Annotated in this window: 20 protein-coding genes; 9 read left to right on the top strand and 11 right to left on the bottom strand. The window is 45.8% G+C overall.

The annotated features are described in order from the left end of the window. Nucleotides 1-76 precede the first annotated feature (76 nt). From H6570_07970 to H6570_07950, 5 genes are all read right to left on the bottom strand, one after another. Complete coding sequence (locus H6570_07970) at nucleotides 77-238, bottom strand: alanyl-tRNA synthetase (protein MCB9319202.1); 162 nt, start codon at nucleotides 236-238, stop codon at nucleotides 77-79. Then, the gene (locus H6570_07965) at nucleotides 220-1,344 is read right to left on the bottom strand and encodes a PD40 domain-containing protein (protein MCB9319201.1); all 1,125 of its coding nucleotides are present in this window, start codon (nucleotides 1,342-1,344) and stop codon (nucleotides 220-222) included. Before H6570_07965 ends, H6570_07970 begins: the two co-directional genes overlap by 19 nt. 102 nt (nucleotides 1,345-1,446) lie before the next feature. Next, entirely contained in the window at nucleotides 1,447-3,306 is a 1,860-nt protein-coding gene (locus H6570_07960) for an ABC-F family ATP-binding cassette domain-containing protein (protein ID MCB9319200.1), read from the bottom strand. Between the two features lie 206 nt (nucleotides 3,307-3,512). Next, nucleotides 3,513-6,275: a TonB-dependent receptor gene (locus tag H6570_07955; GenBank protein MCB9319199.1), complete on the bottom strand. Its 2,763-nt coding sequence runs from the start codon at nucleotides 6,273-6,275 to the stop codon at nucleotides 3,513-3,515. Nucleotides 6,276-6,318: 43 nt separating this feature from the next. Continuing rightward, entirely contained in the window at nucleotides 6,319-7,071 is a 753-nt protein-coding gene (locus H6570_07950; protein ID MCB9319198.1) for a GLPGLI family protein, read from the bottom strand. 150 nt (nucleotides 7,072-7,221) lie between these two features. On the opposite strand from H6570_07950, the gene H6570_07945 reads away from it, so the two are divergent. Further along, nucleotides 7,222-8,625: a HAMP domain-containing histidine kinase gene (locus H6570_07945; protein ID MCB9319197.1), complete on the top strand. Its 1,404-nt coding sequence runs from the start codon at nucleotides 7,222-7,224 to the stop codon at nucleotides 8,623-8,625. Continuing rightward, a complete protein-coding gene (locus tag H6570_07940; protein ID MCB9319196.1) occupies nucleotides 8,622-9,314 on the top strand; it encodes a response regulator transcription factor in 693 nt (230 codons plus the stop codon). Before H6570_07945 ends, H6570_07940 begins: the two co-directional genes overlap by 4 nt. On the opposite strand, the gene H6570_07935 is transcribed toward H6570_07940, so the two are convergent. The 4 genes from H6570_07935 to H6570_07920 are packed head-to-tail and all read right to left on the bottom strand — an operon-like array spanning nucleotide 9,311 to nucleotide 11,829. Beyond that, nucleotides 9,311-9,868 (bottom strand): YqgE/AlgH family protein, encoded by a 558-nt coding sequence (locus H6570_07935; GenBank protein MCB9319195.1) that lies wholly within the window; start codon nucleotides 9,866-9,868, stop codon nucleotides 9,311-9,313. The two genes, H6570_07940 and H6570_07935, sit on opposite strands and share 4 nt — an antisense overlap. A 16-nt stretch (nucleotides 9,869-9,884) precedes the next feature. Beyond that, nucleotides 9,885-10,763, bottom strand: coding sequence for an ACP S-malonyltransferase (gene fabD / locus H6570_07930; protein ID MCB9319194.1), 879 nt, complete (start codon nucleotides 10,761-10,763; stop codon nucleotides 9,885-9,887). A 43-nt stretch (nucleotides 10,764-10,806) separates the two neighbouring features. Then, entirely contained in the window at nucleotides 10,807-11,403 is a 597-nt protein-coding gene (gene folE / locus H6570_07925) for a GTP cyclohydrolase I FolE (protein MCB9319193.1), read from the bottom strand. A gap of 15 nt (nucleotides 11,404-11,418) precedes the next feature. Then, nucleotides 11,419-11,829, bottom strand: coding sequence for a 6-carboxytetrahydropterin synthase (locus H6570_07920; GenBank protein MCB9319192.1), 411 nt, complete (start codon nucleotides 11,827-11,829; stop codon nucleotides 11,419-11,421). 208 nt (nucleotides 11,830-12,037) lie between these two features. On the opposite strand from H6570_07920, the gene H6570_07915 reads away from it, so the two are divergent. From H6570_07915 to H6570_07895, 5 genes are all read left to right on the top strand, one after another. Then, complete coding sequence (locus H6570_07915; GenBank protein ID MCB9319191.1) at nucleotides 12,038-13,057, top strand: histidine kinase; 1,020 nt, start codon at nucleotides 12,038-12,040, stop codon at nucleotides 13,055-13,057. 1 nt (nucleotide 13,058) lies between these two features. Beyond that, nucleotides 13,059-13,793: a response regulator transcription factor gene (locus tag H6570_07910; protein MCB9319190.1), complete on the top strand. Its 735-nt coding sequence runs from the start codon at nucleotides 13,059-13,061 to the stop codon at nucleotides 13,791-13,793. Beyond that, nucleotides 13,790-14,644 carry a fructosamine kinase family protein gene (locus H6570_07905; GenBank protein ID MCB9319189.1) on the top strand — a complete coding sequence of 285 codons (855 nt, stop codon included), beginning with the start codon at nucleotides 13,790-13,792 and terminating at the stop codon, nucleotides 14,642-14,644. The genes H6570_07910 and H6570_07905 overlap by 4 nt, the downstream gene beginning before the upstream one ends. A 551-nt stretch (nucleotides 14,645-15,195) precedes the next feature. Next, a complete protein-coding gene (locus H6570_07900) occupies nucleotides 15,196-16,911 on the top strand; it encodes an ATP-binding cassette domain-containing protein (GenBank protein MCB9319188.1) in 1,716 nt (571 codons plus the stop codon). Further along, nucleotides 16,908-18,236, top strand: a complete 1,329-nt coding sequence (locus H6570_07895; GenBank protein ID MCB9319187.1) for an HlyD family efflux transporter periplasmic adaptor subunit — start codon at nucleotides 16,908-16,910, stop codon at nucleotides 18,234-18,236. The genes H6570_07900 and H6570_07895 overlap by 4 nt, the downstream gene beginning before the upstream one ends. Before the next feature lie 139 nt (nucleotides 18,237-18,375). Here H6570_07895 and H6570_07890 read toward each other — a convergent pair whose 3' ends face one another. Continuing rightward, on the bottom strand, nucleotides 18,376-20,607 hold the full coding sequence (locus H6570_07890) for a T9SS type A sorting domain-containing protein (protein ID MCB9319186.1): 2,232 nt from the start codon (nucleotides 20,605-20,607) through the stop codon (nucleotides 18,376-18,378). 108 nt (nucleotides 20,608-20,715) lie between these two features. Here H6570_07890 and H6570_07885 point away from each other — a divergent pair, with 108 nt between their 5' ends. Together H6570_07885 and H6570_07880 are read left to right on the top strand one after the other, a co-directional pair. After that, entirely contained in the window at nucleotides 20,716-22,134 is a 1,419-nt protein-coding gene (locus tag H6570_07885; protein ID MCB9319185.1) for a hypothetical protein, read from the top strand. Then, the gene (locus H6570_07880) at nucleotides 22,131-22,859 is read left to right on the top strand and encodes a DJ-1/PfpI family protein (GenBank protein MCB9319184.1); all 729 of its coding nucleotides are present in this window, start codon (nucleotides 22,131-22,133) and stop codon (nucleotides 22,857-22,859) included. Before H6570_07885 ends, H6570_07880 begins: the two co-directional genes overlap by 4 nt. Before the next feature lie 106 nt (nucleotides 22,860-22,965). Here the strand turns inward: H6570_07880 and H6570_07875 are convergent, their stop codons facing one another. Further along, complete coding sequence (locus tag H6570_07875) at nucleotides 22,966-24,171, bottom strand: sterol desaturase family protein (protein MCB9319183.1); 1,206 nt, start codon at nucleotides 24,169-24,171, stop codon at nucleotides 22,966-22,968. Nucleotides 24,172-24,193 lie beyond the last annotated feature (22 nt).

Genomic DNA, 24,193 nt, shown 5'->3' with positions numbered 1-24,193 from the left:
AGCGGTGTTTTGGTAGACCTGTACTAAATATAGCAATTTTAGAGGTTACCGTCGAAATCCCTTTAATTGGTATCCCTCAAGGCGCTTCACAGCCGATGTATTTGGTCAGACCGTAAAAAACAGCCAGCCAGACCAGTCCTTTTACCAGAAAAAAAAGGAATCCTGCTACGCCCATGCGTTTAAGCCAGCGCATCCAGGCCGGACGACCGGAGTGTTCTTTTACTGGTTCGGGTTCCATTCCGCTAAAAACAAATTGGTATCACGCGTTCCTCCGTTATTGCGGTTGGATGAAAATACAAGATATTTTCCATCATTGGAGAAAACAGGAAAAGCATCAAAAGTACCATCCGCAGTCACCTTGGTCAAGCCGGTGCCATCGAGATTGATCATATAAAGATTAAATGGAAAACCGCGTTCCGTGGCATAATTGGATGCAAAGATGACTTTCTTGCCGGAAGGATGAAAGTAAGGGCACCAGTTTGCTTTACCCAGTGAGGTTATCTGCCGGAGGTTGGTGCCATCCGCATCGCAGATGAACAACTCCATTTCGGTAGGTGTAACCAATCCTTCTTTCAAAAGATCTTTATATTCCTTAATAGCTTCATCTGTTTTTGGCCGTGAAGCACGGAAAATAAGCTGCGTTCCGCCTGGTGAGAAGAATGCTCCACCGTCGTATCCCAGCTCATTCGTTATTTGCTTTACATCACTGCCATCAATGTTCATGGTGTACAGATCCAGATCGCCGTTGCGAAGGGAGGTAAATACAATTTTATCCCCTTTTGGAGAGACGGTCGCTTCTGCGTCATAGCCGGGCGTATTGGTCATTTGAGCCAGAATATTGCCATGAAGATCGGCTTTGAAGATGTCGAATGAAGCATAGATAGGCCATACATACTTGCCATCAGAACGGTGCGCAGGTGTGGGAGGACACGTATCTGCAGCAAGGTGAGTCGAAGCGTAAATGATGGTTGAATCTCCCGGCAGGAAATACGAACAGGTGGTTCGGCCCTTTCCGGTGCTTACCAGCTCGGGCATAAATCCGGGTGCTTTTTCACCGGCAACATCCATGTAATAAATCTGGTCGCAAGAGACATTCCATTTGGGATTGGTAACTTGCATGACCAATCTTTTGTCATCAAAGCTCCAATATGCTTCGGCATTATCCCCTCCAAATGAAAGCTGGCGCAAAGACTGGAAAAATTGTTCTTCTCCCGGCTTGATCAGACTATCACTAGCCATCGTTTCCGTATCCGGGGTTTCAGACGTCGTCTCAGTGGGTTGATTGGTACAATAGACCATTGACACAACGATCAAAAGTCCGATACCAAGTACATTAATTTTCATGGAAGCCTCTCTTTAAGTGGCCACAAAAATAACAGAATGATCCAAACCTGATACCTGTGAATTGTCACAACTTTGTCATATATGATCTGGCCAGAGTGGCCATTACCCTTCATCCAGTTCTTTGGATATAGCCTCCCATTCTTCCCACTTCTGCTTCAATTGAGCTTTATGGACCTCCAGCTCTTCCAACTTGGTTTTATGTCCCGGACTTTCATAGAATGAAACTTCCGCACGATCCATCTCGATCTGCTGGATTTTCTCCTCCAGTTTTTCAATGTCCCGCTCCAGGTAGGTCAGTTGCCGGTTAAGTTTCTTGCGTTGTTCATAATCGAGCTTCGGTTTCAGAGCGACCTGTTCTCCCTGAGGTCCCCGGCTTACCTCCCGCAAATCCTGGGCATTGCGTTTTTCCAGGAAATAATTGATATCACCCAGGTATTCAAATACCTGATGATCCCTGAATTCTATGACTTTATTTGTTAATCCCTGAAGGAAATCCCGGTCGTGACTGACCACCACCAACGCTCCATCATAAGCAAGCAAAGCTTCTTTCAGGACTTGCTTGGATGCCATATCCAGGTGATTGGTCGGTTCGTCAAGCACCAGGACATTGATCGGATGCGTCAACAGGCAAGCCAGCGCCAGGCGGGCCCTCTCACCCCCGGACAGGACGGATACTTTTTTATCTGCTTCTTCACCAGAAAAAAGGAAAGCTCCCAGAATGGAACGAAGTTGGGTCCTCTTACTTTCCGGCGCCGCATCCTCTATGGCCTGCAGCAATGTCCGTGAAGAATCCAGTGCATCGGACTGGTCCTGGGCATAATAACCCAAAGCGACCTGGTAGCCATGTTCCACCTTGCCGGAAGATGCCGGTATAGCCTTAACCAGAATTTTAACCAATGTGGACTTGCCCTGACCATTTTGACCTACAAAGGCAACCCGCTCACCCCTTTCAATGGTGACATCGACCGAACGCAGAACTTCTTTGGCGCCATAGGACTTATTGATGCCTTCTCCTTTCAGTACCCAGGCCCCTGCCCTTGGGGCTGGATCAAATCGCAAGGTAAATGCGCGGTCCTGGTATTCATCAAGCTCAATGCGCTCGATACGATCCAGTTGTTTCATCATGGATTGAGCCATGGCGGCTTTGGAAGCTTTGGCCCGAAATTTATTGATGACCTTTTCTTTCTCGGCGATGAATTTCTGCTGATTCTGGTAGGCTGCTGCTTTGATGGCAGCGCGTTGAACCTTTTCTTCCAGGTAGCGATCATAACCAACACGGTAGTCTTCGATCTTCCCGCCTTCAATTTCAAGCGTGCGGGAGATTGAATTGCGAAGAAAGTCTTTATCGTGTGAAATCAGGATAAATCCACCCGGAAACTGCCTCAGGTAAGATTCGAACCAGATGATGGATTCAATGTCAAGGTGATTGGTCGGCTCATCCAGGAGTAATACATCGGGCTCCTCCAGAAGCAGGCGAGCCAATTCGACCCGCATCTGCCAGCCTCCGGAAAATTGCGACAGCGGTTTGTACAAGTCATCCTGGGAGAACCCCAATCCGCGTAACAGCTTGATGGCTTTTACCTCTTTTTCCATACCGCGGTCATGCCAGATCTCAAGCGCATCATGGTCCTCGTCCGTCCACACTTCGGCATTGGAATGGGATTGTACCTTTTTACGGGCCTGGACGATTTCGGGGAACACACTCAGGCATTGCTCCAGAACACATTGGGAAGTATTCGGGTCCAGCATTTGCTTAAGGTATCCGATACGAATGTTTTTTGGTGTTTCCACCCGGCCTGTCTGTGGGTCTATTTCACCGGCAATGATCTTTAATAATGTACTTTTCCCGGTACCGTTCTGCCCTACCAGACCAATTTTATCGTTCAAGCCGATTGAGCAATCGAGGTCTGAAAAAAGAACCCGGTCTCCATATTGGACCCTTAAATCCTGCAAATAAATCAACGCGGTAAACTTTAGACCGCAAATATAAGGCAGTTCGGCAGTAAGCCAAATGATGATCCGGAAAGGATTTCGAGAAAAAACACCACGATCACGCCATAGGTAATATGTTTATATTCAACACATTAATAGCTATAACTTCCACAAATACTGAAATGATTTCGGGTCATTCCATAACCGACAACCAAACCGGATAGTTTACTGGTTCATCAGAAACGCTCCATCTTTATCTGCATAGGTGGTGGTCCAAAATTCTTTATGGAATAGGTTACCGACATCAGGAAATAACGCCCCAGTGACCGGTACTGAATAAATTGAATACTATTGAGGTCAACGTTTTGACTGATGCCGCGATTTCTGTTCAGGATATCAACCACCTGAAACTTGAGTTGCAGCTTCTTATTCCAAACAAAAGTTGAAATCGAAGCATCCCAGAGAGGTAATTTTTGAGACGCCACACCGGCGGCACCCTGATAACTGGCGTAATTGAACGATTGGCTGATGATCCAGTTTTTAATGGCGTTCAGACTGGTTTCCAAAAAGAGGGACTGCCGGTTGTATTGTGAGGTCGTCCCCGTCTCAATAGAATTCTGTACATGTTGCCAGGCTACACTGGCTCCGACGCCAATGTCAACTTTATCCTTATTCCGGTTGTCAACACGTAACCGGTAACTTTGGTTAAATGAGGAGATGCTGTTAACCTGATTATTCAGGAAATTATCGTATTGATCCAATACATAGTTGGCTGAGATATTGAATCGTGATTTTATGAAATTCAGGGGCGCTCCAAAATTCATTGAGGCGATATGTTGCCAGGCATGATCGGTATTGATCGGTTGCAACACCTGGCGGAACAATGTATCAATGGTTTTCGCATTCACGATGTTATGGAGCGCATAACTGCTTTGCAGATTTGCGAAAAAGTTTATCCCGGAAAACTGATTGAACGAGAAGAAATGGAGAGACAAATTGTGCCTGTATTCCGGTTGCAGATCAGGATTACCAATGTAAATGTTGAGTGGGTCGTTGTTATTGACCAATGGCTGGAGTTGCTGCAGGGAGGGTTCCTGAATTCCCGTAGAGTAATCCAGGTTCAGATTGGTTGAACTCGAAAATTCATAAGTGTACCTGGCGTAAGGCAGAATGTTCCTGAAGCGTTTATCCAGCGCAGCGGTTTCCGCATTTTTACCATGGAGATCCGATTGTTGCCATTTTACACCCACGCTGGTCCGTGCCTTCTTATTGGCATATTGCCATCTTAATCCGGTCGAGGTGCGGGTAAATGCCTGCTGGTAAGCCTGAGTCAGATCATCATTGAGCAAACGCTCTGGAAATATCGTAAGCAAGTCCCAGACTTTCTGATCGATATCACGGTCATCTTTACCACGCTGCAGGGTCCATTCCAGGAGATTGTTCTTACCCAATGGCTCCGTATAATTTATTTGAGCCTGGTAGTTGAGCTCCTGTTGATTCTGATTTTGTTCCTGGTTTAGTGTATCCATGAGGGATTCCTGGCCTCCGGAATAATACAGGTTGAGCGCATCGATGTATGCTTGCTGATCCTGGTCGTTTTGTCCAATATTCCCGGACAAGGCCACAAAACGACCCGGTTTGCCGAGTTTTCTGCGATAGGCCCCCTCGACCGACCAGCTCGTCCGGTTGCCATCCACCTGATAATTTTGGGCACTGCTATTCAGTAATGCACCTAAGGCATTGGAATTCAAGCTACTGCTTTGTGCATTCTGGTTAAATGTGTTGAATCCAACCTTGGAATTCAAGCGAATTTGTTGCAGCGAATCCAGATTACTTTTAAACTGCAGGTTCACCCGGTGATCGTACCGTTTTTGCAAACGATCCGTCAGGTCGTCTGAAAATAGATTTCCTGTCGGCAAAAACTGTTGTTCATTGACCGTCTGATACAGGTCATTACGGATTCCATTGAAAAAATAACTCCCGGTAATCGACGTATTCTTGGAGAAGTCATGACTGAGATTGAGTCCTGAGCTGTATAGGGTATTAATTCCGCTCTGGACTCCTCCAGGGAATGCACCGTCATCTGTATTGATCTCCAACCTTACGCGGCCGCCGCCACCGAATCCACCGCCCAGCCCACCGGTAAGTGAGAAATAATCCATGATGGAGAAGGTTTCCTGATTGATGTTGTTCAGGGAACCGATGAATGAAGCCCGGGTTTTCTTGGTAAAGTTGTTCAGGTTCAATTTACCAAGGTAGCGACCCTGGTCCCCGTATCCGGCGGTAACGTTGCCGAACAACCCTGATTTATGGGAGTCTTTAAGCTCGAGATTGATGGTCTTATCCCGCACGCCATCGTCCACTCCGGTAAACTCTGCCAGGTCTGATTTCTTATCAAATACCTGCACATTCTTTACCGCATCGGCAGGCAGGTTTTTCGTGGCAATTTTTGGATCCTTACCGAAAAACTCTTTGCCATCTACCAATATCTGCTGAACATCTTTTCCTTGTGCTTTGATATTCCCATCCGACTCGACCTCAACGCCCGGCAATCGCTTCAGCAATTCTTCCACGGCGGCATTGGGCTGGGTTTGAAATGCTCCGGCATCGTATTCGATGGTATCTTTCTTAATCCGGATAGGAACGCGGTCCTCGCTGATCACTACTTCATCCAGCAACTGTTGTTCCGTTTCCAGGATTATCGTTCCCAGATTAACCGGATCGGGCGTAACATCTACCGATTGATAATAGGTTTGATACCCCATGAAACTGATCTGCAACAGGTATGAGGACGGCCGGACATTCCTTATGTTGTATCCTCCCTGGTCATCCGTTATGGCAAAATACTTCATGACCGAGTCTGCTGGTTGCAATAACACGACCGTGGCACTCGGCAAGCCAGTCCCTTCCGCATCCTGGATCTTCCCCTGGATCTGACTGTTTTGACTCCAGGAAATGATACCAATACCAAGCAGGAAAAGAGTAATGACGCTTTTCATAACAGATGATTTAATTGATGAGGATAAATACGCGGAAGAAAAATTAATTCTGACGGATAATCATGTGGATTTGGCCTCCCGCGCCCGGGCGACCTCCCATCTCTTTCATTTTTTCTTCCATGATCTTGTCAAACTCTGCCTGCCCTACTTCCTTCCCTTTGTCCGGGATCTCAATGGCAATAGAAGGCTCCGCCAATTCAACAGAAGTGGCTGTAAGGACCCTCTGTCCGTCATCCTGTATAACTTCCAGGATCAACCCGGGTAGACCGGAATATTTCCCTGGTCCCAGTTGCCACGGAATCATCGGAGTAAACCAGGCTACCACATTTTTGGATGTATCCTGAAGGATGGCTTCCTGGCAAGGATAATCGAGTATCTGTTTTGACTTTCCGGTCAACTTCCAGGCATACTCAGGCAGCGCATCCTTAATGAGAAATTTTTTCCCCAGAAACTCTTTTTGCTCAATAAACCTGTTGTCTGCCAGGTTTTCATAGAGAACATCCTGGGGAGGTGCCATACGGATGTTGATCTGCCCCCCTTCTTCCGAAGTAAAATTCATGTCCTTTCCAGGTTCTTCCTGATCCTTCAGGCGGTAAAGCACTTCATCGCCTTTGCGTACCAGTACCATCTGGAGCGTGTTCTCTTTAGGCATATCATTGACCATGGGCGGCGGCGGCCCACCTTCAAACTTAAATTGAAGCTTCACAGTTTGTGCGTAGGTAATGGTACCGGAATCCTGTGCAGAAAGTGTAAGTGCGAAGGATAATACGGTAATGAGTCCAGCTAAATATTTCATTATCATCGAATTTTCATCAAAATTAGCGGGTTCATTGGAACATCTGGTTAATCCATCTTAGTCTTAGGTTAAATAAGGTTAATGAAAAGCAAGTATCGGTCAATAAGCGAGTATTTTTGACGTATGCAATCCAGGTGGATACTTTATTTCATGCTTTTCAGTTCGGTGTTGCTGACCGTCTTTGTAGCATTTTGGTTGCGGGAATCGTATTTACGTGCTCGGGCTGACCTGCATGAGCGCAGTGATTTCGTATTTAACCAGGCTGTACGCAATGCTGAGGATTCCCTCTTGCGCTGGCGGTTTAAAAGTGACGATTCGATTATGGCGATCGGAGGAGATTCGCTATTGAATATCCGTATAGAAATGGATACCATGCGTTATGTCCGGAACGCGATGATGCCCAGGCCTCCCAAGACTTTCATTGTCCATCAGGAGGATGGCAAGAGAGACTCGAGCTGGCGTTTTGAGAAGAAGCAATTCTTTGATGGGCCACCGGGTAAGGACCTCTTCAGTGCGGCGACAATCATCGTACGCGCCACCGGTGGCAGCAAGGAAGGTGTAGATACCATGATGGTTCAGATGATTGAACGACATTTTAACCGGGATGCCACTCAAAATTTCCCGAATATCAGTTATCAGTTCAAACATTTCGAGAATCAGCCGGAAACCTTTGATCCCTGGATGACCCGGGCTTACTTTGATCCGGTCAGTGGAAATCGCCTTGCCGTGATCCTCACGCCTACGCTCTGGGCCATATCGCAGGAGATCTGGCCTCAGGGCCTATTCTCTTTTATACTGCTGTTTTGCATCTACGGAGCCTTCATCCTGAGTTGGCGGTCACTGAAGCGGCAGGAAGCATTGACAGCAATGAAGGATAATTTTGTGAGTAACATGACTCATGAACTCAAGACGCCCATTGCCACCGTCAGTGTTGCCCTGGAAGCCCTGGAAAATTTTAACGTACTGAAGGATCCTACGAAAACGGCTGAGTACCTCGACATGTCTAAAAAAGAACTCTCCCGGCTACACTTACTGGTCGATCAGGTTTTAAGAACGACTTCGATCGAAGGCAATAAGATCAAATTTGAACTGGAGCCTGTCGACTTGTCGCAGCTTACACGCGAGATCCTCAACAGCCTGAAGATCCAGACCGATAATTTGCATGCTACCATCAATCTGAATACTTCCGGTGAACATACGGTGCAGGCTGACCGCATGCACCTGTCCAACGTCCTGTATAATCTGGTAGATAATGGATTGAAATACAGCAAGTCCAACCCGGAACTTACCATTGAAATCAAAGAATCAGCAGCGGGTATTCTCTGGTCCATTGCGGACAGGGGCATCGGGATCCATCCGGATGATCAGGATCGAATCTTTGACAAGTTTTACCGGGTGCCCCATGGAAATACCCATAACGTCAAAGGCTATGGATTGGGCCTGCACTATGTAAGGCAAGTCATGCAGATGCTACACGGATCGGTGCAAGTTGAAAGCATACCGGGGCAAGGCAGCCGGTTTGCTTTGCATTTCCAGAAAAATCAACCATTATGATCAAGATCCTGTACGTTGAGGATGAAGTATTCCTGGCGAAAATTGTAAAGGAAAGCCTCGAGAGCCGTGGCTTCATGGTTAACCTGCAGGAAGATGGCAACGCTGTTCTGGATGCTTTTCATCGCTTTCAACCAGATATCTGTGTACTCGACATCATGCTGCCCCACCAGGATGGGTTGTCTCTGGCCAAATCCATAAAATCGTTGCATCCCGAAATGCCCATTCTTTTCCTGACTGCCAAAACCCAGGCTCAGGATGTGGTTGAGGGATTCAAATCCGGGGGGAACGATTACATCCGTAAGCCCTTCAGCATGGAAGAATTAATACTGCGCATTCAGAATTTGCTTCAGTTAACCCAAAATGCACGCAAGGACAATCAGGAAGCCAAAGAATTCTGGCTGGGCTCATTCCGATTTCACCCCTTACGTCAGATCCTGATAACCGGTGACCAGGAATTTGTCCTCTCACACCGGGAATCCCAGCTGCTGAACTACCTGTACGAACAAAAAGATGATGTCATCGACCGCAGTCTGTTGCTCAAGAAAGTCTGGGGCGATGATTCCATTTTTAATTCCCGCAACCTGGATGTCTACATCAATAAACTGAGAAATTATCTGAATGCGGATCCTGGCGTGGAGATCAGAACTCTGAAAGGGGTTGGATACCGTTTTATACTACCGCAGGATTAGTTCCAGTTAATGGAGTCAGGCATCTGGGCGATGATCTCATAGTTCTGGCCTTTGTTGGACATAACTTGTTTCCACAGTGATGCCGGATGGGACTTGAAGAGGTAGTTCGCATGCATATCGGCAATAACCCAGCTACCATATCCAAGTTCTTCACTCAACTGCCCGGACGACCAGCCCGAATAGCCGACAAAAAAGCGGATATTGCCCGGTTCAACCAATTTGGATGAGATCAGGAACTTAAGTTTGCCGAAGTCGCCACCCCAATACACACCGCGGTTAACTTCCACACTTTCTTCCAATAATTCACCAACATTATGAATGTAATGGATGGTATCGGTAGCGACTGGTCCTCCGAAATAGACTTCTGATTCAAATTCCGGGAAGTCGGCGATCAGCTCCGATACATTCATTTTCAAAGGCTTATTTAGGATAAAGCCTATGCTACCATCGGAATGGTGTTCACAGAGTAATACCACAGATCTTCGGAAATTGGGATCGATCATGAAAGGTTCTGCCAATAATATTTGTCCCTTAGCGACTTCTCGATCTACCATGGATTGAAAGATACGATTATAATGCCTCCGTTGGCATATTGCGGTCAATTCTTTTTACAAACGAAGTCAGCATCTTGCCGGTTCCGCCTACCTCAATAAATTGGGTCGCGCCGTCAGCAATCATCTGTTCCATAATCGCTGTCCAACGTACGGGGGCGGTCAATTGTTTGATAAGATTCGCTTTGATATCAGCAGGTTCAAGATGCGGTTTTGCATCTACATTCTGGTATATGGGACATGCTGGATGGCGGAAACTGGTCGCTTCAATAGCTGCTGCCAGTTCGTCTTCTGCCTGCTTCATGAGTGGAGAGTGAAATGCACCTCCTACGGCAATAATGATGGCTCGTTTAGCTCCAGCTTCGGTTAATTTTGCAGTAGCTGTTTCCACACCAGCCATACTCCCGGAAATCACCAACTGGCCCGGACAATTATAGTTCGCCGGTACAACCACATCGTCAATGTTTTGGCAAATGGATTCCGTGATGGCATCATCCAGTCCAACGATGGCAGCCATGGTACCGGGATTCTGTTCACATGCTTGCTGCATAGCCAGTGCACGTTTGTAAACCAGCTGAAGACCCGATGCAAAATCAAGGGCGCCATTCGCCACCAGGGCACTGAATTCACCTAATGAATGACCGGCTACCATATCCGGCCGGAAGTCATCTCCGGCCATCTTAGCCCGGATGACCGAGTGCAGGAATACCGACGGCTGGGTAACCTTCGTTTCTTTTAAATCTTCTTCCGTACCGGAAAACATGACTTCGGTTATGGGAAATCCCAAAATCGCATTGGCTTCCTCAAATAATTCTCTGGCAAGTGCGGAAGACTCATACATGTCTTGGCCCATACCCACGAACTGAGCTGCCTGGCCGGGGAATACATATGCTTTCATCTTGTTGGTTTGCTTATACAAAAAAAAATAATTCCTGAAAGGATCAAATCAGACTGGCGCTGATCAGATTAAGGAATTCGCTGCGGGTTTTTTCCTTGCGGAATTCCCCGGTAAAGGCTGATGTAGTCGTCATCGAATTTTGTTTCTGAACACCCCGCATCATCATACATAAATGCTGGGCTTCAATGACGATAGCCGCACCCAGTGGATTCAGTGTATCCTGGATGCAATTAAGGATCTCCAGTGTGAGTCGTTCCTGCACTTGCAGCCTTCTAGCAAACACATCCACCACACGGGGAATTTTGCTCAATCCGACAATTTTACCATTCGGAATATAGGCAATATGTGCCTTGCCAAAGAAGGGTAACATGTGATGTTCACACAAGGAATACAATTCAATATCCTTCACCAGGACCATCTCACTGTATTCTTCATCAAACATGGCAGACTGGAGAATGGTTACCGGATCCTGGTCGTAGCCCTGCGTGAGGAACTGCATGGCTTTCGCGACCCGTTCCGGAGTTTTCATCAATCCCTGCCGGGATGGGTCTTCACCCAGGTTTTCCAGGATCTGATGATAAAAGCCTGTCAATTGATCGGTTATGCTGTCCTGGTAGTCCTCGGTTTTTAAGTACGTCATGGAAGTGATTTACGATTACTCACCAAAATATTCGACATAGATCTTTTCGGTCTCATACAGCTTGATGGCGTGCAATTGACCGGAAGGTATTTTGTCCTTCAACAAGTCCCAAATGACCATCACCAGATTCTCCGTACTGGGAAGCATCGTCGGAGGTATGAAAGGGACATCTAAATTAAGGTTTTTGTGGTCCAAATGTTCAAGCACCTCCTGGTTAATGATTTGGGAGAGCACCCGCGCATCCAGTAAAAATCCGGTGACCGGATCCGGTTTTCCCTTGACCGTCACATACAAGGTATAATTGTGACCATGCCAGTTCGGGTTAGCACATTTACCAAAAACTTCCCAGTTCTTTTCATCCGGCCAATCTTTGACCCACAGTTTATGCGCTGCATTGAATTTCTCGATACGTGTTACGTATACCATTGCTTCGATTTATGAATCGGCCGCAAAATTACGAAAGGAATTGAAGACCTGAATGGTTTTAGCAGGTTCCGTACAAAGACAGACAACTAGTTGTATCGGGACATGATAAAAATTCCCGTAGTCGATCCATCGTTTCATTTAGTCTAAATTATCTTTGGTTTAGGACAGGAAGAAGTACCATCGTTGAAGGCCGGAGTGATTTCCGAATATGACATTAACCAAAGTAATTCGCAGGAGTGCCGTAGGCAGGTTTTTTACCCATCCTTTGTTCAGACATGCACTGGGGTGGCTGGTCATTTTTCTGGTCCTGCGCCCGCTGGCGCCCAGTGCCATCAGCAATATACCGGTACTGCTCTTTCTGATGGCCGGTGTTTACATCAACATCTATTTGCTGATCCCCACCTACCTGAGCAAAAACTTCCTGTTTTACACCCTGATGTTACTGGGATTATGCCTATTGATCACCCCTATTAATACCGCTGTATATTCCATGGTGTCCGGCGTACCTATGGGTGTCAGTGCTATGGTTATGTTTTTCCTGACTTTCTTTTTTGTAACCGGTACGACCACCATAACCAAGATCATCAGGGACTACGTCAAACAGCAGTCAGCCAGCAAGGAAATAGAAACCTCACAAATCCAGACCGAATTAAAATTCCTCAAATCACAAATCAACCCTCATTTTCTCTTCAACACACTCAATAATTTGTACGCTCTGACTTTAAAGAAGTCGGACGCAGCACCTGAAATCGTTATCAAATTATCAGAGATGCTCCGGTATATGCTGTATGAGTGCAATGAACGCCGTGTGCTGCTTACCAAGGAAATTAAGTACATCCGCAATTACCTCGATCTTGAATTATTGAGACAGGGGAACAAAGCGAATATCACCTTTGATGTTGAGGGCGATATTTCCGATCAGAAGGTAGCCCCGCTCATGTTTATTCCGTTCCTGGAAAATGCATTCAAGCATGGACTCAACCGGGGTATTTCGCACGGCTTCGTGCGGATAATCATGCAGGTGAAGGGAAATAAGTTGCATTTTGAGATCGAAAACAGCAAACCGCCGGCATTACCTACCCCCGAACTCCGAAAAGTAGGCGGTATAGGTTTAATGAACGTAAAAAGAAGATTAAATTTGATCTATCCACAAGCCTATGCGTTAAACATAGAGGATAAGCCTGATGCATACAAGGTTTTGATGGATCTAAACCTGGAAATCGTATAAGATGAGTAAACTCAACGTGATTATTGTTGATGATGAACCGCTGGCACTGGATGTTTTGGAAACCTATATTGAAAAGGTTCCGGATCTGGTGCTGGTAAAACGATGCAATAACGCTTTTGAAGCCAATGAAGCCATAAATAACCATCGGATTGATCTGATCTTCCTGGATATCCAGATGCCGCAGTTGACAGGGATCGATTTCCTGAAGACACTCTCCCACCCTCCAATGGTCATCTTTACCACGGCCTATTCAAACTACGCACTCCAGAGTTATGAGCTGGATGCGGTTGATTATCTCTTGAAGCCCATCTCATTTGAACGATTCATGAAAGCCGTAAACCGGGCCATTGAAGAACAAAAATTGACTGCCCAGGCCCATCAACCTCATACGGAGGATGTCGACGAGAAAGATTACATCTTCATCAAAGCCGATAAAAAACTTGTCCGTGTCCGTTTTGCCGATATCATCTACATTGAAGGATTGAAAGACTATGTCATAATCCGGCTGGACCAATCCAGGGTCATCACATTACAAACAATGAAGAGCCTGGAAGATAAATTGCCTACACCCATGTTTAAACGCATCCACCGCTCTTACATCGTCAATATCAATAAAATAGAAGCGATTGTGGGTAACATGGTGGAAGTCACCGAAAAAGGGCAAACCAAACACTTACCTATCGGTAAGAACTACCGGGATGAGCTGCTCCAGATGATCAACGACAATAAGTTGTGATCATTCCCGGAGAGGTCCTTACCCTTCTCGGGCTTAATCATTTACAACCTACTGTCTTATCCGGTGGGAGCATCCACCAGGTGTATCTCCTCCAAAACGATTCTGAGGCATTTGTCCTAAAGCTGAGCACTGAAAAGCAGGGTAAATCAATGCTTGAAGCGGAGGTGGATGGCCTTCAGATTATTCAGTCAAGCGGATCAATCCGGGTTCCCGAAGTCTACCGGCAAGGAGAATCCGGACAGTGTTCTTATATCCTCATGGAGTATATACCCTCTACCCGTCATCTCGACCGTCCATTCGGGATCAGGTTTGGTCAGCGTCTGGCGGAACTGCACCGGAATTCGGCCGATCTGTATGGGTATTCCCGAAGCAATTTTATTGGAAGCCTCCCGCAGACCAATGACTATCAAGCCACCTGGGTGGAATTCTACATCGCTGAGCGCCTGCAACCGCAATGGAAAAAGGCATGCGATTCCGGTTTTTTTACAGCAAGCGATCAGCGTCAATTCGATCAATTTCTCAAGATGCTTGTAGCCAGGTTACCGGAGGAACATCCATCCCTGCTCCACGGCGACCTGTGGAGTGGTAATTACCTGGCATCAATCAGCGGAGAGCCCGTGTTGATCGACCCGGCTGTGTATTACGGTCACCGGGAAGTTGACCTGGCAATGAGCCTGCTCTTCGGCGGTTTCCCGGATTCCTTTTACCACAGCTACCGGGAAACTTATCCCCTTGAACATGGGTGGGAGGAACGCGTTCCGGACTACCAGTTGTATTATCTGCTTGTCCACGTAAATCTATTTGGCGGCAGTTATGTCTCTTCGTGCCTGGAAGTGATCAACCGCTATTGATATTGATCCTGGCGTGCTCTCACTCCGCAATGCCGGATATTCCTGTTATTCCAACTAAATACACTTCCTGACCGAAATCCGGTAAAGGCAACTACGATTTACCCGGCAATCGGGCAGAATCTTGAATTATGTTAATATATTGGTATTATATGCGTGCCGCAGACCGAATATCCGTTTTTTTTGTCTTGAAGATTCTGAAAATTTACTGAAATCATTAGTTTTATATATATCAATATTAAGTTATTTGTAACCTGGTATTAAATTTGCGTCCAGAGGGATATTCCATTGAGGTGTCCATTGATCGGGATGATGCTAAACAGTCTGGCTCGCAGGATTAAGTGCATGGTTCGGACCATTGAAGAGTAACCATTGTTTTAATAGCAACAGGATACTTACCCTTGAATACTTCCATTATGAAGACTACTTTTTTGTTCCAAACGAACCATAAAAATGCTGCTGATCCGACTTTATATTTAGCCACGCTGATGTCATTCGGTATATTGAAGCCATCAGCGACTCTATAACGGATTAACAAGACAGTCGAGAGATACATGCAAAATACGGAAGCAGTTGGTGAATTAAATTTCCGGACTCTATTCAGACACCTTCTTAAATTTCGGGCAGGGGTACTCTATGCTATCCTGCTCTACGTCATTTGGACGGCTACAGAATTATCCATTCCGTTTCTGACCCGACTCCTGGTTGATGAGGGTATCTTCTTTTCGGACAAGTCCTTCATCATCTATATCATTGCTGCCATCATCATTTTTAATATCGGTGGGATGCTGGCGGATTTTTCGAAAACCTGGATCCTCCGCAATATCGGCGTCCGTATTAATATCGTGATCGTCGAACATTATTACAGCAAGCTGCTCAAGAATAATTACCTGGGATTCAAGAACATTAACGAAGGTCAGGTCATCCAAAATGTCAATGATAATGTCCGCATAGAAATGTTTCTGACCGATGGTATCATTACCCTGATAAATTCCATTTTCAGTCTTGGCCTTTTTTCCATGGTATTGTTCTTCTTCAATTCAACAATAGCCGTCGTATTCATCGTCTCCATTTGTATTCTCGTTGGCTGGGAAATTCTTTTCCTGGGGGTTAGTGCGAAGATTGATCATGAACGGTACAATATGAATTCGCGTATTCAGAGCGAGGTCATTCAAGCGGTAAAGGGAGTATTTGACATTAAAATGAACAAGCTCGAAAGCCGTCATTTGAAATTATGGCACGAGTTGCACCAGTACACCTCCAATATACGGTTATCCATCCTTCGGTTGGTCCAGCTATACAAAGGGGGCAATCTGATCTCTTCTGAAATCCGTGATGGAATCATTTTCGCGATCGCATGTTTCAGTATTATCAACGGACATATGACCCTGGGCGCACTCCTCGCCATTCAGTACATTTTGGGAAGGACCAGACAACCCATGCACGACACCCTTCAATTTCTTCAGGATCGCGAGTATGCCAAATTAAGTTTGAAACGATTGCAGGACTTTTACGAGACAGTCTCCGATGATACCTGGACCAGGCGGTCAGAAGAGCGTATCGATGCTGACATACTTCTTGAAAATGTCACCTACTTTTATCCAACCACCAACCATGGAGTTGCAAACGTTAATCTGACCTTAAAGCATGGTCATAAATTAGCGTTTATTGGTGAAAGCGGTAACGGCAAGTCCACTTTGCTCAACATCATGAACGGCCTTATTACACCGGAAAAAGGTAAGGTCATTTTCCGACACCGGACCAACGACTACCACCCTTCCGAATGCTGTATAGGCGCCGTGTCCCAGGACGGCCACATCTTCGATGAAAGCATCTTGTATAATATAACCCTGAGTGAGGACGCAGAATATCCGAGAGCAAGACTGGAAGACCTGCTGCGCATCAGCTGTTTGACGGAAGTCGTCAATGATCTGCCGGACAAATTGCATACCAAACTGGGCAAAAACGGAGTTACGTTGAGTAAAGGGCAATTCCAGCGCATCCTGATCGCACGGGCACTCTATAAAGACTGCGGAATATTGATTTTTGATGAACCCACCAGTGCGCTGGATATTAAAACATCCAATGAAATCATTGACAATATCCTTACCGCATATCCGAACAAAACCATTATCGTGGCCACACACAAGCTGTTTGTTGCCAACAAAATGGATTACGTTGTTTTATTAAAAAAAGGTCAGATTATCAAAGAGTTTGATCTGACTGACGGTGCTGAAAACAAAGGAGTAACCATTAATGATCTAATGTGATGCGACTGTTCAAGATCAATAATCCGGTCAATATCCATGAACTTCCGAGGAGGATAGTCACCAGAAGTCTTTTGGTGATCATCATCAACATTGCATTTTTGTCCTGCTTCATCACCTTCGTTAAGCTGAAGAGTTACATAACTGTGCGCAGCGAGATCAAAAGTGAACGGTACGAGAATTATGTCATCATTGCAAATAAAAGTGGTTTGGTTAACATTCCCAGGTTTGGTGTTTCCGCACCCATTTCCAGGAATGAATGCGTAGGAATTTATGAGCTGAATGACCATACCTTTCCTAAACTGGAACAATATCAGGCTCTGGCTAATCTCAGTCTGGCCCATAGCCTGACTCAAACGGACTCCACCATTAATCAGCTCAAATCACTGGTCATCAACGACGAATCCATTAATTTCCACGTAGCCAAATTGCTCAATAACCTGCTATACTACCAATCCATGTACAATGTGAATGCGGAAAGTTATTCCAAACTGGTCAATAACTATCTGGAGAATCACAACTCCAATCTGGAGATCCAGAAATTAATCCGGACCAAAGATTCATTGGAATCCACGCTCAAAGACCTGCTTACATCCAGTGATGTCCGTGACGCCTCACTTAAAAATCAGCGGGTCATTTCCACGCAATACCAGGAAGAGCGTTTGATTGAAACCATCAAGGATAAAGTAAACTCCCTGTCGCGCGAGATCAATGATTATGCCATAACCCGGAACAATTACGATGTTAATAAGGACTTCCTACTGAGGGAACTGGAATTTCAGAACAAGTTCAGGAACATGGTCAACGACATTGAATTATCCATTTTTGAGGTTAAAAATGCCGAACTGGAATGGAGGCGGAAGTATTTCATCATTGCCCCGCAAAACGGCCGCTTGCATCTCGGAAATTACTCCTCACTCACGTATTTCGAACCAGGTGATACCATAGCCATTATAAGTCCACTTACTGATTCAACATCGGATTTTGAAATCCATTTCAGATTCCCTGCCAAATACATCAACTACCTGCATCAGGGGCAGATTGTCTATTCAGAAATGGATGAATTTCCATATCTGGAATATGGCTCACTTGCCGCAACCGTCTCCGACATCTCTTCCGTCCCATTCGGGGATACTTATTTTTGCAAAGCGAAACTGAACAATCATTTTACCACGACTTATGGAGTATCCATTACTCCGCTTGGAAACAGTATGACTGCCCAATCCAGGGTGCTGATCAAAAAAGAAAGCCTGTTTGAGAAGTTTAAGAAAGGAATGCGCTGGGAAGTTTCCAATCTTGCCAACGGAAAGTCAGGTACCAGTAATTAATCCGGGTTAATACAGAGAACTTCTATTGGAAACATGTCTTCCCGTTCAGGATGTTTCTGCATAAAAAACAAAAGGCCATCGGGAGGGACGGCCTTTTATAAGCACAATGAACATTATAATTAATAAGCACTAAAAGCGATTAACGTTGCACCTGGATCTTTTGGGTAAGGATTCCGGTATCCGTCTGAGCCTGAAGAACATATAGTCCGGTAGGCAATGCACTGAGATCCAGCAGGTGGTCTCTTCCGGAAACATTTCTGTTTTCAAGGATTTGCTGCCCGGTGATAGAATAAAGGATCAGGTCTTTCAACTGTCCCCCGCCATTCAAATGAACGGTCAGGTTGTCCGAAGTGGGGTTCGGGAAGGTTACCAGTTGCACATTATCCTTCTTGCCATGCAGGCGAACATATACGGTCTGATAGGCATCCGGAAGCGAATAGGAATCGCCATTTTTGTCTGATACACGGATGTTTTTCAAATGCAGCTGCAGCGGAATCTGCTCATCCCCTTTAAATCCGGCAATATCTTCTTTGATGACAAACCCTACGGTAGACACCAAGCCATGCCCGGATATAACTTCTTTATTGGCGCGGCTGATGGCAGCATCGACCCGGCCATGGTAAGGATCTTTGGCCAGTTCTATATGGGGCGCGTTACGGACCAGCCAAGAGTCTGTATCCAGGTTGACCTGGACCGAATTGGAATCAACCAATTGCCCTTCATAGTCAAGGGTGAAGGCAAATCCATGGATATCAAGCGCCGGATAAGCTTCCGTCCCCAGGCGAATGTTGATCACGGCAAGGTCGCCGGAATCCAGCTGGCTCTGCTCCGGCTCAATAAAGACCGGAATATCCGTCATTTCTTTGGAGACAAATACGACATCAGGTACGAAAGAATGCGCTTGCCGGTAATTGGCATTGATGGCATCGAGATCTGCCTGGGTAACGTATCCGTCACCGTCGGTGTCCGCGTGCTTGAGATTCACTCCATTGTAGGTCGTTGACCAGTCGGGCGCTACGGCATTGATCCACTGGGATCCCTGATGATCACGGGCAGGTCCTGTTTCTCCGAGTGTCCATCCCAGTTGCAAAACATCTCCCATGTCAACCCGGCCATTGCCATCGGCATCACCCGGCCATACCTGATCCTGTGCCAGGTCACAGATGGCTTCTTCATCCACGACATCGATGATCACATCAATCGACTGGCATTTATTACCGGTAAGGCAATAGTCCAGGGTAAAGTGATCCTGTCCGGTGAAATTGAATTTCGGCTCGTAATAGATGATGTTCGTACCGGCGATGTCTCCACAGTTTAAAGTGGTTTCATCAATTTGTTTGAAAATGTCAATTTGACCATTACCCGGAAACTGCTGTACCTGGAAGGCGTATTTATCGGCGTCAATCGGAATGCGGTAATTGACCACCAGGCTGTTGTTCTTAGCCAGCGTGAAGTGGTATGGCTCATCATTACGGGGCTGGTAATCACTTACCTGGAGGAAAACTGTGGCATCCTCACAATATCCATCACGGCAAACCTGGTAATCAAATGATTGAACCCCTTCGAAATTAGCCGGATAGGTATACTCAGCCAGGCCATTTTCGTCCAGCAACAGGAAGGACTGCGGTTGATAGCCTAGAATGTAGGTCTTTAAATTTTTATCTCCGGGATCCCCGATCGTTAAAGTCGGGTCATTATTGTAAAAATTGTTGATCAGGTTAAATCGTACCGGATCGCGGGTATTTTTGATAAAATGAACCACCCCGTTTTTAGCAATGACCTTTTCTTCCGGTTTGGCATAGACCGAGATGACAAATACCTTTGTCATCAGGGTGGAATATTGAACGATAACCGTATCCTTACCGACATAGTTGTCTACCGGCGTGTACTCCAGTGCAAAGGGAGTTATGAACTGGGCCGTCCCATGTTTAGGCGATGCGGAAACGGTAAAATTATCCAATGGCGTAAACAGATAGACCGGTGCTCCGGCAATACTGAACTCCTGCAGGGTATCGTAAGGAATCAGCTGATCGTAACTCGCCACATAGATGTGGACATCGCCAGGGGCACAGTTACCCTGGTCGTCACAGGCCAGGTATTTGATGAAGGCTTTCCCGGCATGATCCGGATCCGGTTTATAGAAGAGGGAACTGCCTCCGTCCATAATTTGCGCCGTACCGAAATTAGTTAGCAGGATCTTCTCAATATGAAGAGGTCCTGAACCGTTATCGTTGGCAAGGGGAAAGATATACTTAGGGTAATTCTGACCGATGCGAACCAAGTCCGACTGCGTCTGTATCTGAGCGGAAATCGTCCATCCCAGACAGATCAATACGGTCAATAAAAGCATGCGGGGGTAAACTATGCTCATTGATTGTTCATTAAGTGCTTAAAACAAAGATACGAACTATCTTTGGAACGAAGTGTTAAATCGTATTATTATGTATTCATATATCATTTATTAACAATTTGTTGTACTTTGAACGATAGCAAGATATACCAGAGTTTAGCCTGCCTTGATGTGTACCAGGGCAACCGGTTCATCAAGTTCCTGCAATCGCCGTATTTCAATAAAAAAGAGCTGTTGACCAATCTGGTCAGCTATCTCGTGGAATGCCATCGCATGGTTCAGGAGCCAGACAAAATGGTTTTCTGGAAGTTAAATCAGGATTCTGACTTCGACGATGCGTACTTCCGGCGGTTGTGCAATGAGGCCATTGAACTCCTGGAAGATTTTCTGGCCATCGAACAATTAAGGTCCAACAAATACCTCCGGTCCCATTTATTATTAGAGGGTATCGATGCCTATCAGATCACGGCGCTGTCAAAGGGAACCATTCGCAAAGCCCAGCAGATCAAACAAGACCGCATCAATACGACCAATCTGCTTTTTGACTTCCTCATTGAGCGTGATATCCGGCAAATCGAACAGGCGGATTCAAAGCGCTATGAAAAGTCATCACTGGATATCTTGTCCAATAAACTGGATTCCTATTACATCATTGAAAAACTCCGGATCTATTCACTGGTCTACTGGCAGAAATCATTTTTAAAAGAGGAATACAAAATTCATCTGATCGACCAGATACTGGAATTCCTGAAGGGTGATCCATTTCCGGATAACTACATCATCAACTTGTACTACCACAATTTATTAATGCTGGTGGATCCGGAAAATGAAGAATATTTCCATGAATACAAGAAACTCCTGCTCAATTATGCAGTCGAATTTTTGCCCAATGAAGCTTTCCGGTTAATCTACAATGCCATCAATTACAGCATCCGGAAATTAAATCAGGGACAGCGGATATTCCGGAGGGAAATCTGGGAACTGTACAAATTTGCATTGGAAAGCAATATCCTCATTGACTCGAAAAACTTTGATCACTGGGATTACCGCAACATTGTCACTGCCGCGCTTCAGGAAAGTGAATACAACTGGACGCGGGATTTTATTGAAAAGTACAAGGAATACCTGGAGCCCGACCAAAAAGAAAATGCCTATCATTTCAATCTTGCCCTGCTGAACTTTTACGAGAAGAAATACGACAAGGTGGTTGACCTGCTGAACACGGTAGAATATTCGGACCTGACCTATAACTTGAATGCCAAAGTTTTGCTGATCGCCACCTATTATGAACTGGATGAGATTGATGCACTGGAATCTTCATTGAGTAGTTTTAAAACCTATATTTACCGCAAGGATATCGTGTCTGAGGACCGAAGAAAATTGTACAATAATTACGTATCATTTCTACAAAAAATCCTGCAAAATCAGGGCAGCCCTGCTAAATTGATCAAATTAAGGGAAGACGTGGAGCAGGTAAAAAACATTGCCTCCAAACCCTGGCTACTCGAAAAGATCAATGAACTGATCGGTGAAAAAGTACAGGCATGAGCATAAAATCACTCCCATTATGGTTGTTCTTTGGATGGCAGGCATGCTCCTCTCCCACTCCACCGGAGACTTCGCGGAATTATGAACCGCAGTTAAAGGACGCCTATCACGTCGCTTTCCTGATCATGGACGGCACCTACAACACGGAATTCACTGCACCCTTTGATATCTTTCAGCACACCCAATTCCGCGAAGGTATCAAACCCATGGAGGTTTTCACCGTCGCTAGGACTCATGACGCCATAACCACCTTTGAAGGAATAAAAGTGTTGCCGGATTACAGCTACCTTCAGGACAGCCTTCCTGCCATAGACATACTTGTCATCCCCAGTGCGGAACACCATCTGGATACTGACCGGGCGGACAGTACATTGATCCGGTGGGTTCGGAAGGTAAGTCAGTCGGCTCATTTCGTCACCTCTCACTGTGATGGAGCATTTATACTGGCACAGGCAGGCGTCCTGAATGGACACGTGTGTACCACATTCCCGGGTGATATCGGATTAATGCGGGCAGAATTTCCAAATCTGGACATTCGCGACAGTGTATACTTTGTTCACGACGATCGCGTTATTACTTCAGCCGGAGGTGCCCGGTCATTTGAAGCAGCACTTTATCTGTGTGAACACTTATATGGAGTAAATGTGGCAAGAAGAATTGCAGAAGGTTTGGTCATCGATTGGAATTTAGATCAAATCCCGCATCTGGTAGCCTCTCCCCATTGAGGGGCCTTTGAATTTTATGAAGATTTCTTCTTCAGCCATGCAAAATTGCCTATAGTTTGCTGTCTTATGGTTATATGAAGCCGGTCTCAGCTTGAGCCGGCTTTTTCTATTTCCGCCTGAAGAGGGGCCTGAAACTAAAGAACCACAGAGCGCTGACCGATATCAGGACAGTAGCGCCGATGCGGATAGTTATCTGGAAAGGCAGGATCCAGAGGAGCACCATGGTGAAGACAAAACGAAACCACTCCACATACCATACCCATTTTCTAAGCTCGAAAATAGCTCCCATATTGGCAATACCCAACAAAATCCAGGCCGTCAGCCAGATCTGGGTGAGATGGTCGTACTTGGAAAGAGTAAACAGAAACCATGACGTAAATCCCAGGATCATGATGTATTGCATGAATACATAATAGTTCACTCCGGGTGGAACTGCCGTATCGTATTTAACCGCTGAATCGCTTGTTACCGGCTTGGGTCGTTGATAACCTCCCAGGTGCGCAGGCATCCAACCCGGCTTGCGAACCAGTACCTGTATGCGTTCCCACCAGGACATCGGTTGTTGTAAGAGATGCCACAAATCCACGTAGTAATCAAAATTAGCCCAAAGCGGGTTCCAGGAAGATAACGGTTTGGTCACGCCATAGACCACTTCTTCCTCTTCCGGCTGAAAAGTGCCGAACATCCGGTCAAACACGATCAGAGTGCCGCCGTGATTCTTATCGATGTATTGCGGATTCCGGCCATGATGGACACGGTGGTGGGAAGGTGTATTAAATACATACTCGAAAGCGGGATGTAACTTGTCGATGGTTTTGGTGTGGATCCAGAACTGATACAGTGTCTGAAAAGCGCCAATAGTAACGAATGCCACCGGATTGAACCCCAGAAGCGCTAACGGGAGATAAAATACGGTTGAAACAAAAGCCTGGAAGGTGGATTGTCGCAGTGCCACACTCAGATTGTAGTCTTCACTCTGGTGATGTACGATATGCGCTCCCCAGAAGAATGAAATCTCGTGGGACATCCGGTGAAACCAGTAATAGAAGAAATCAATGCCGATGAAAAGTAACAAATACATCCACCAGGTATTTGGTAGATTGAAAAACCGGTAGTGGTCGTAAAGGAACACGTATCCCACAATGAGAATGGTTTTAAAAAAGACCCCACTGACCTGTTGTGCAATCCCGCAGCTGATGTTGGAAACAGCATCATTAAAGCGATACAAATGGGATTGCTTATACTTATCGATCAACAATTCGATTCCTATGAGTAGGAAGAAAACTGGTATGGACAGGATGATGTAATTCATTGATTAACCTGGTTTAATAAGG

This window comes from Lewinellaceae bacterium, assembly GCA_020636135.1.
Lineage (GTDB): Bacteria > Bacteroidota > Bacteroidia > Chitinophagales > Saprospiraceae > JAGQXC01.
Note: the sequence above shows the minus strand (reverse complement) of the source record. Positions and strands in the feature narration are given on the sequence as shown.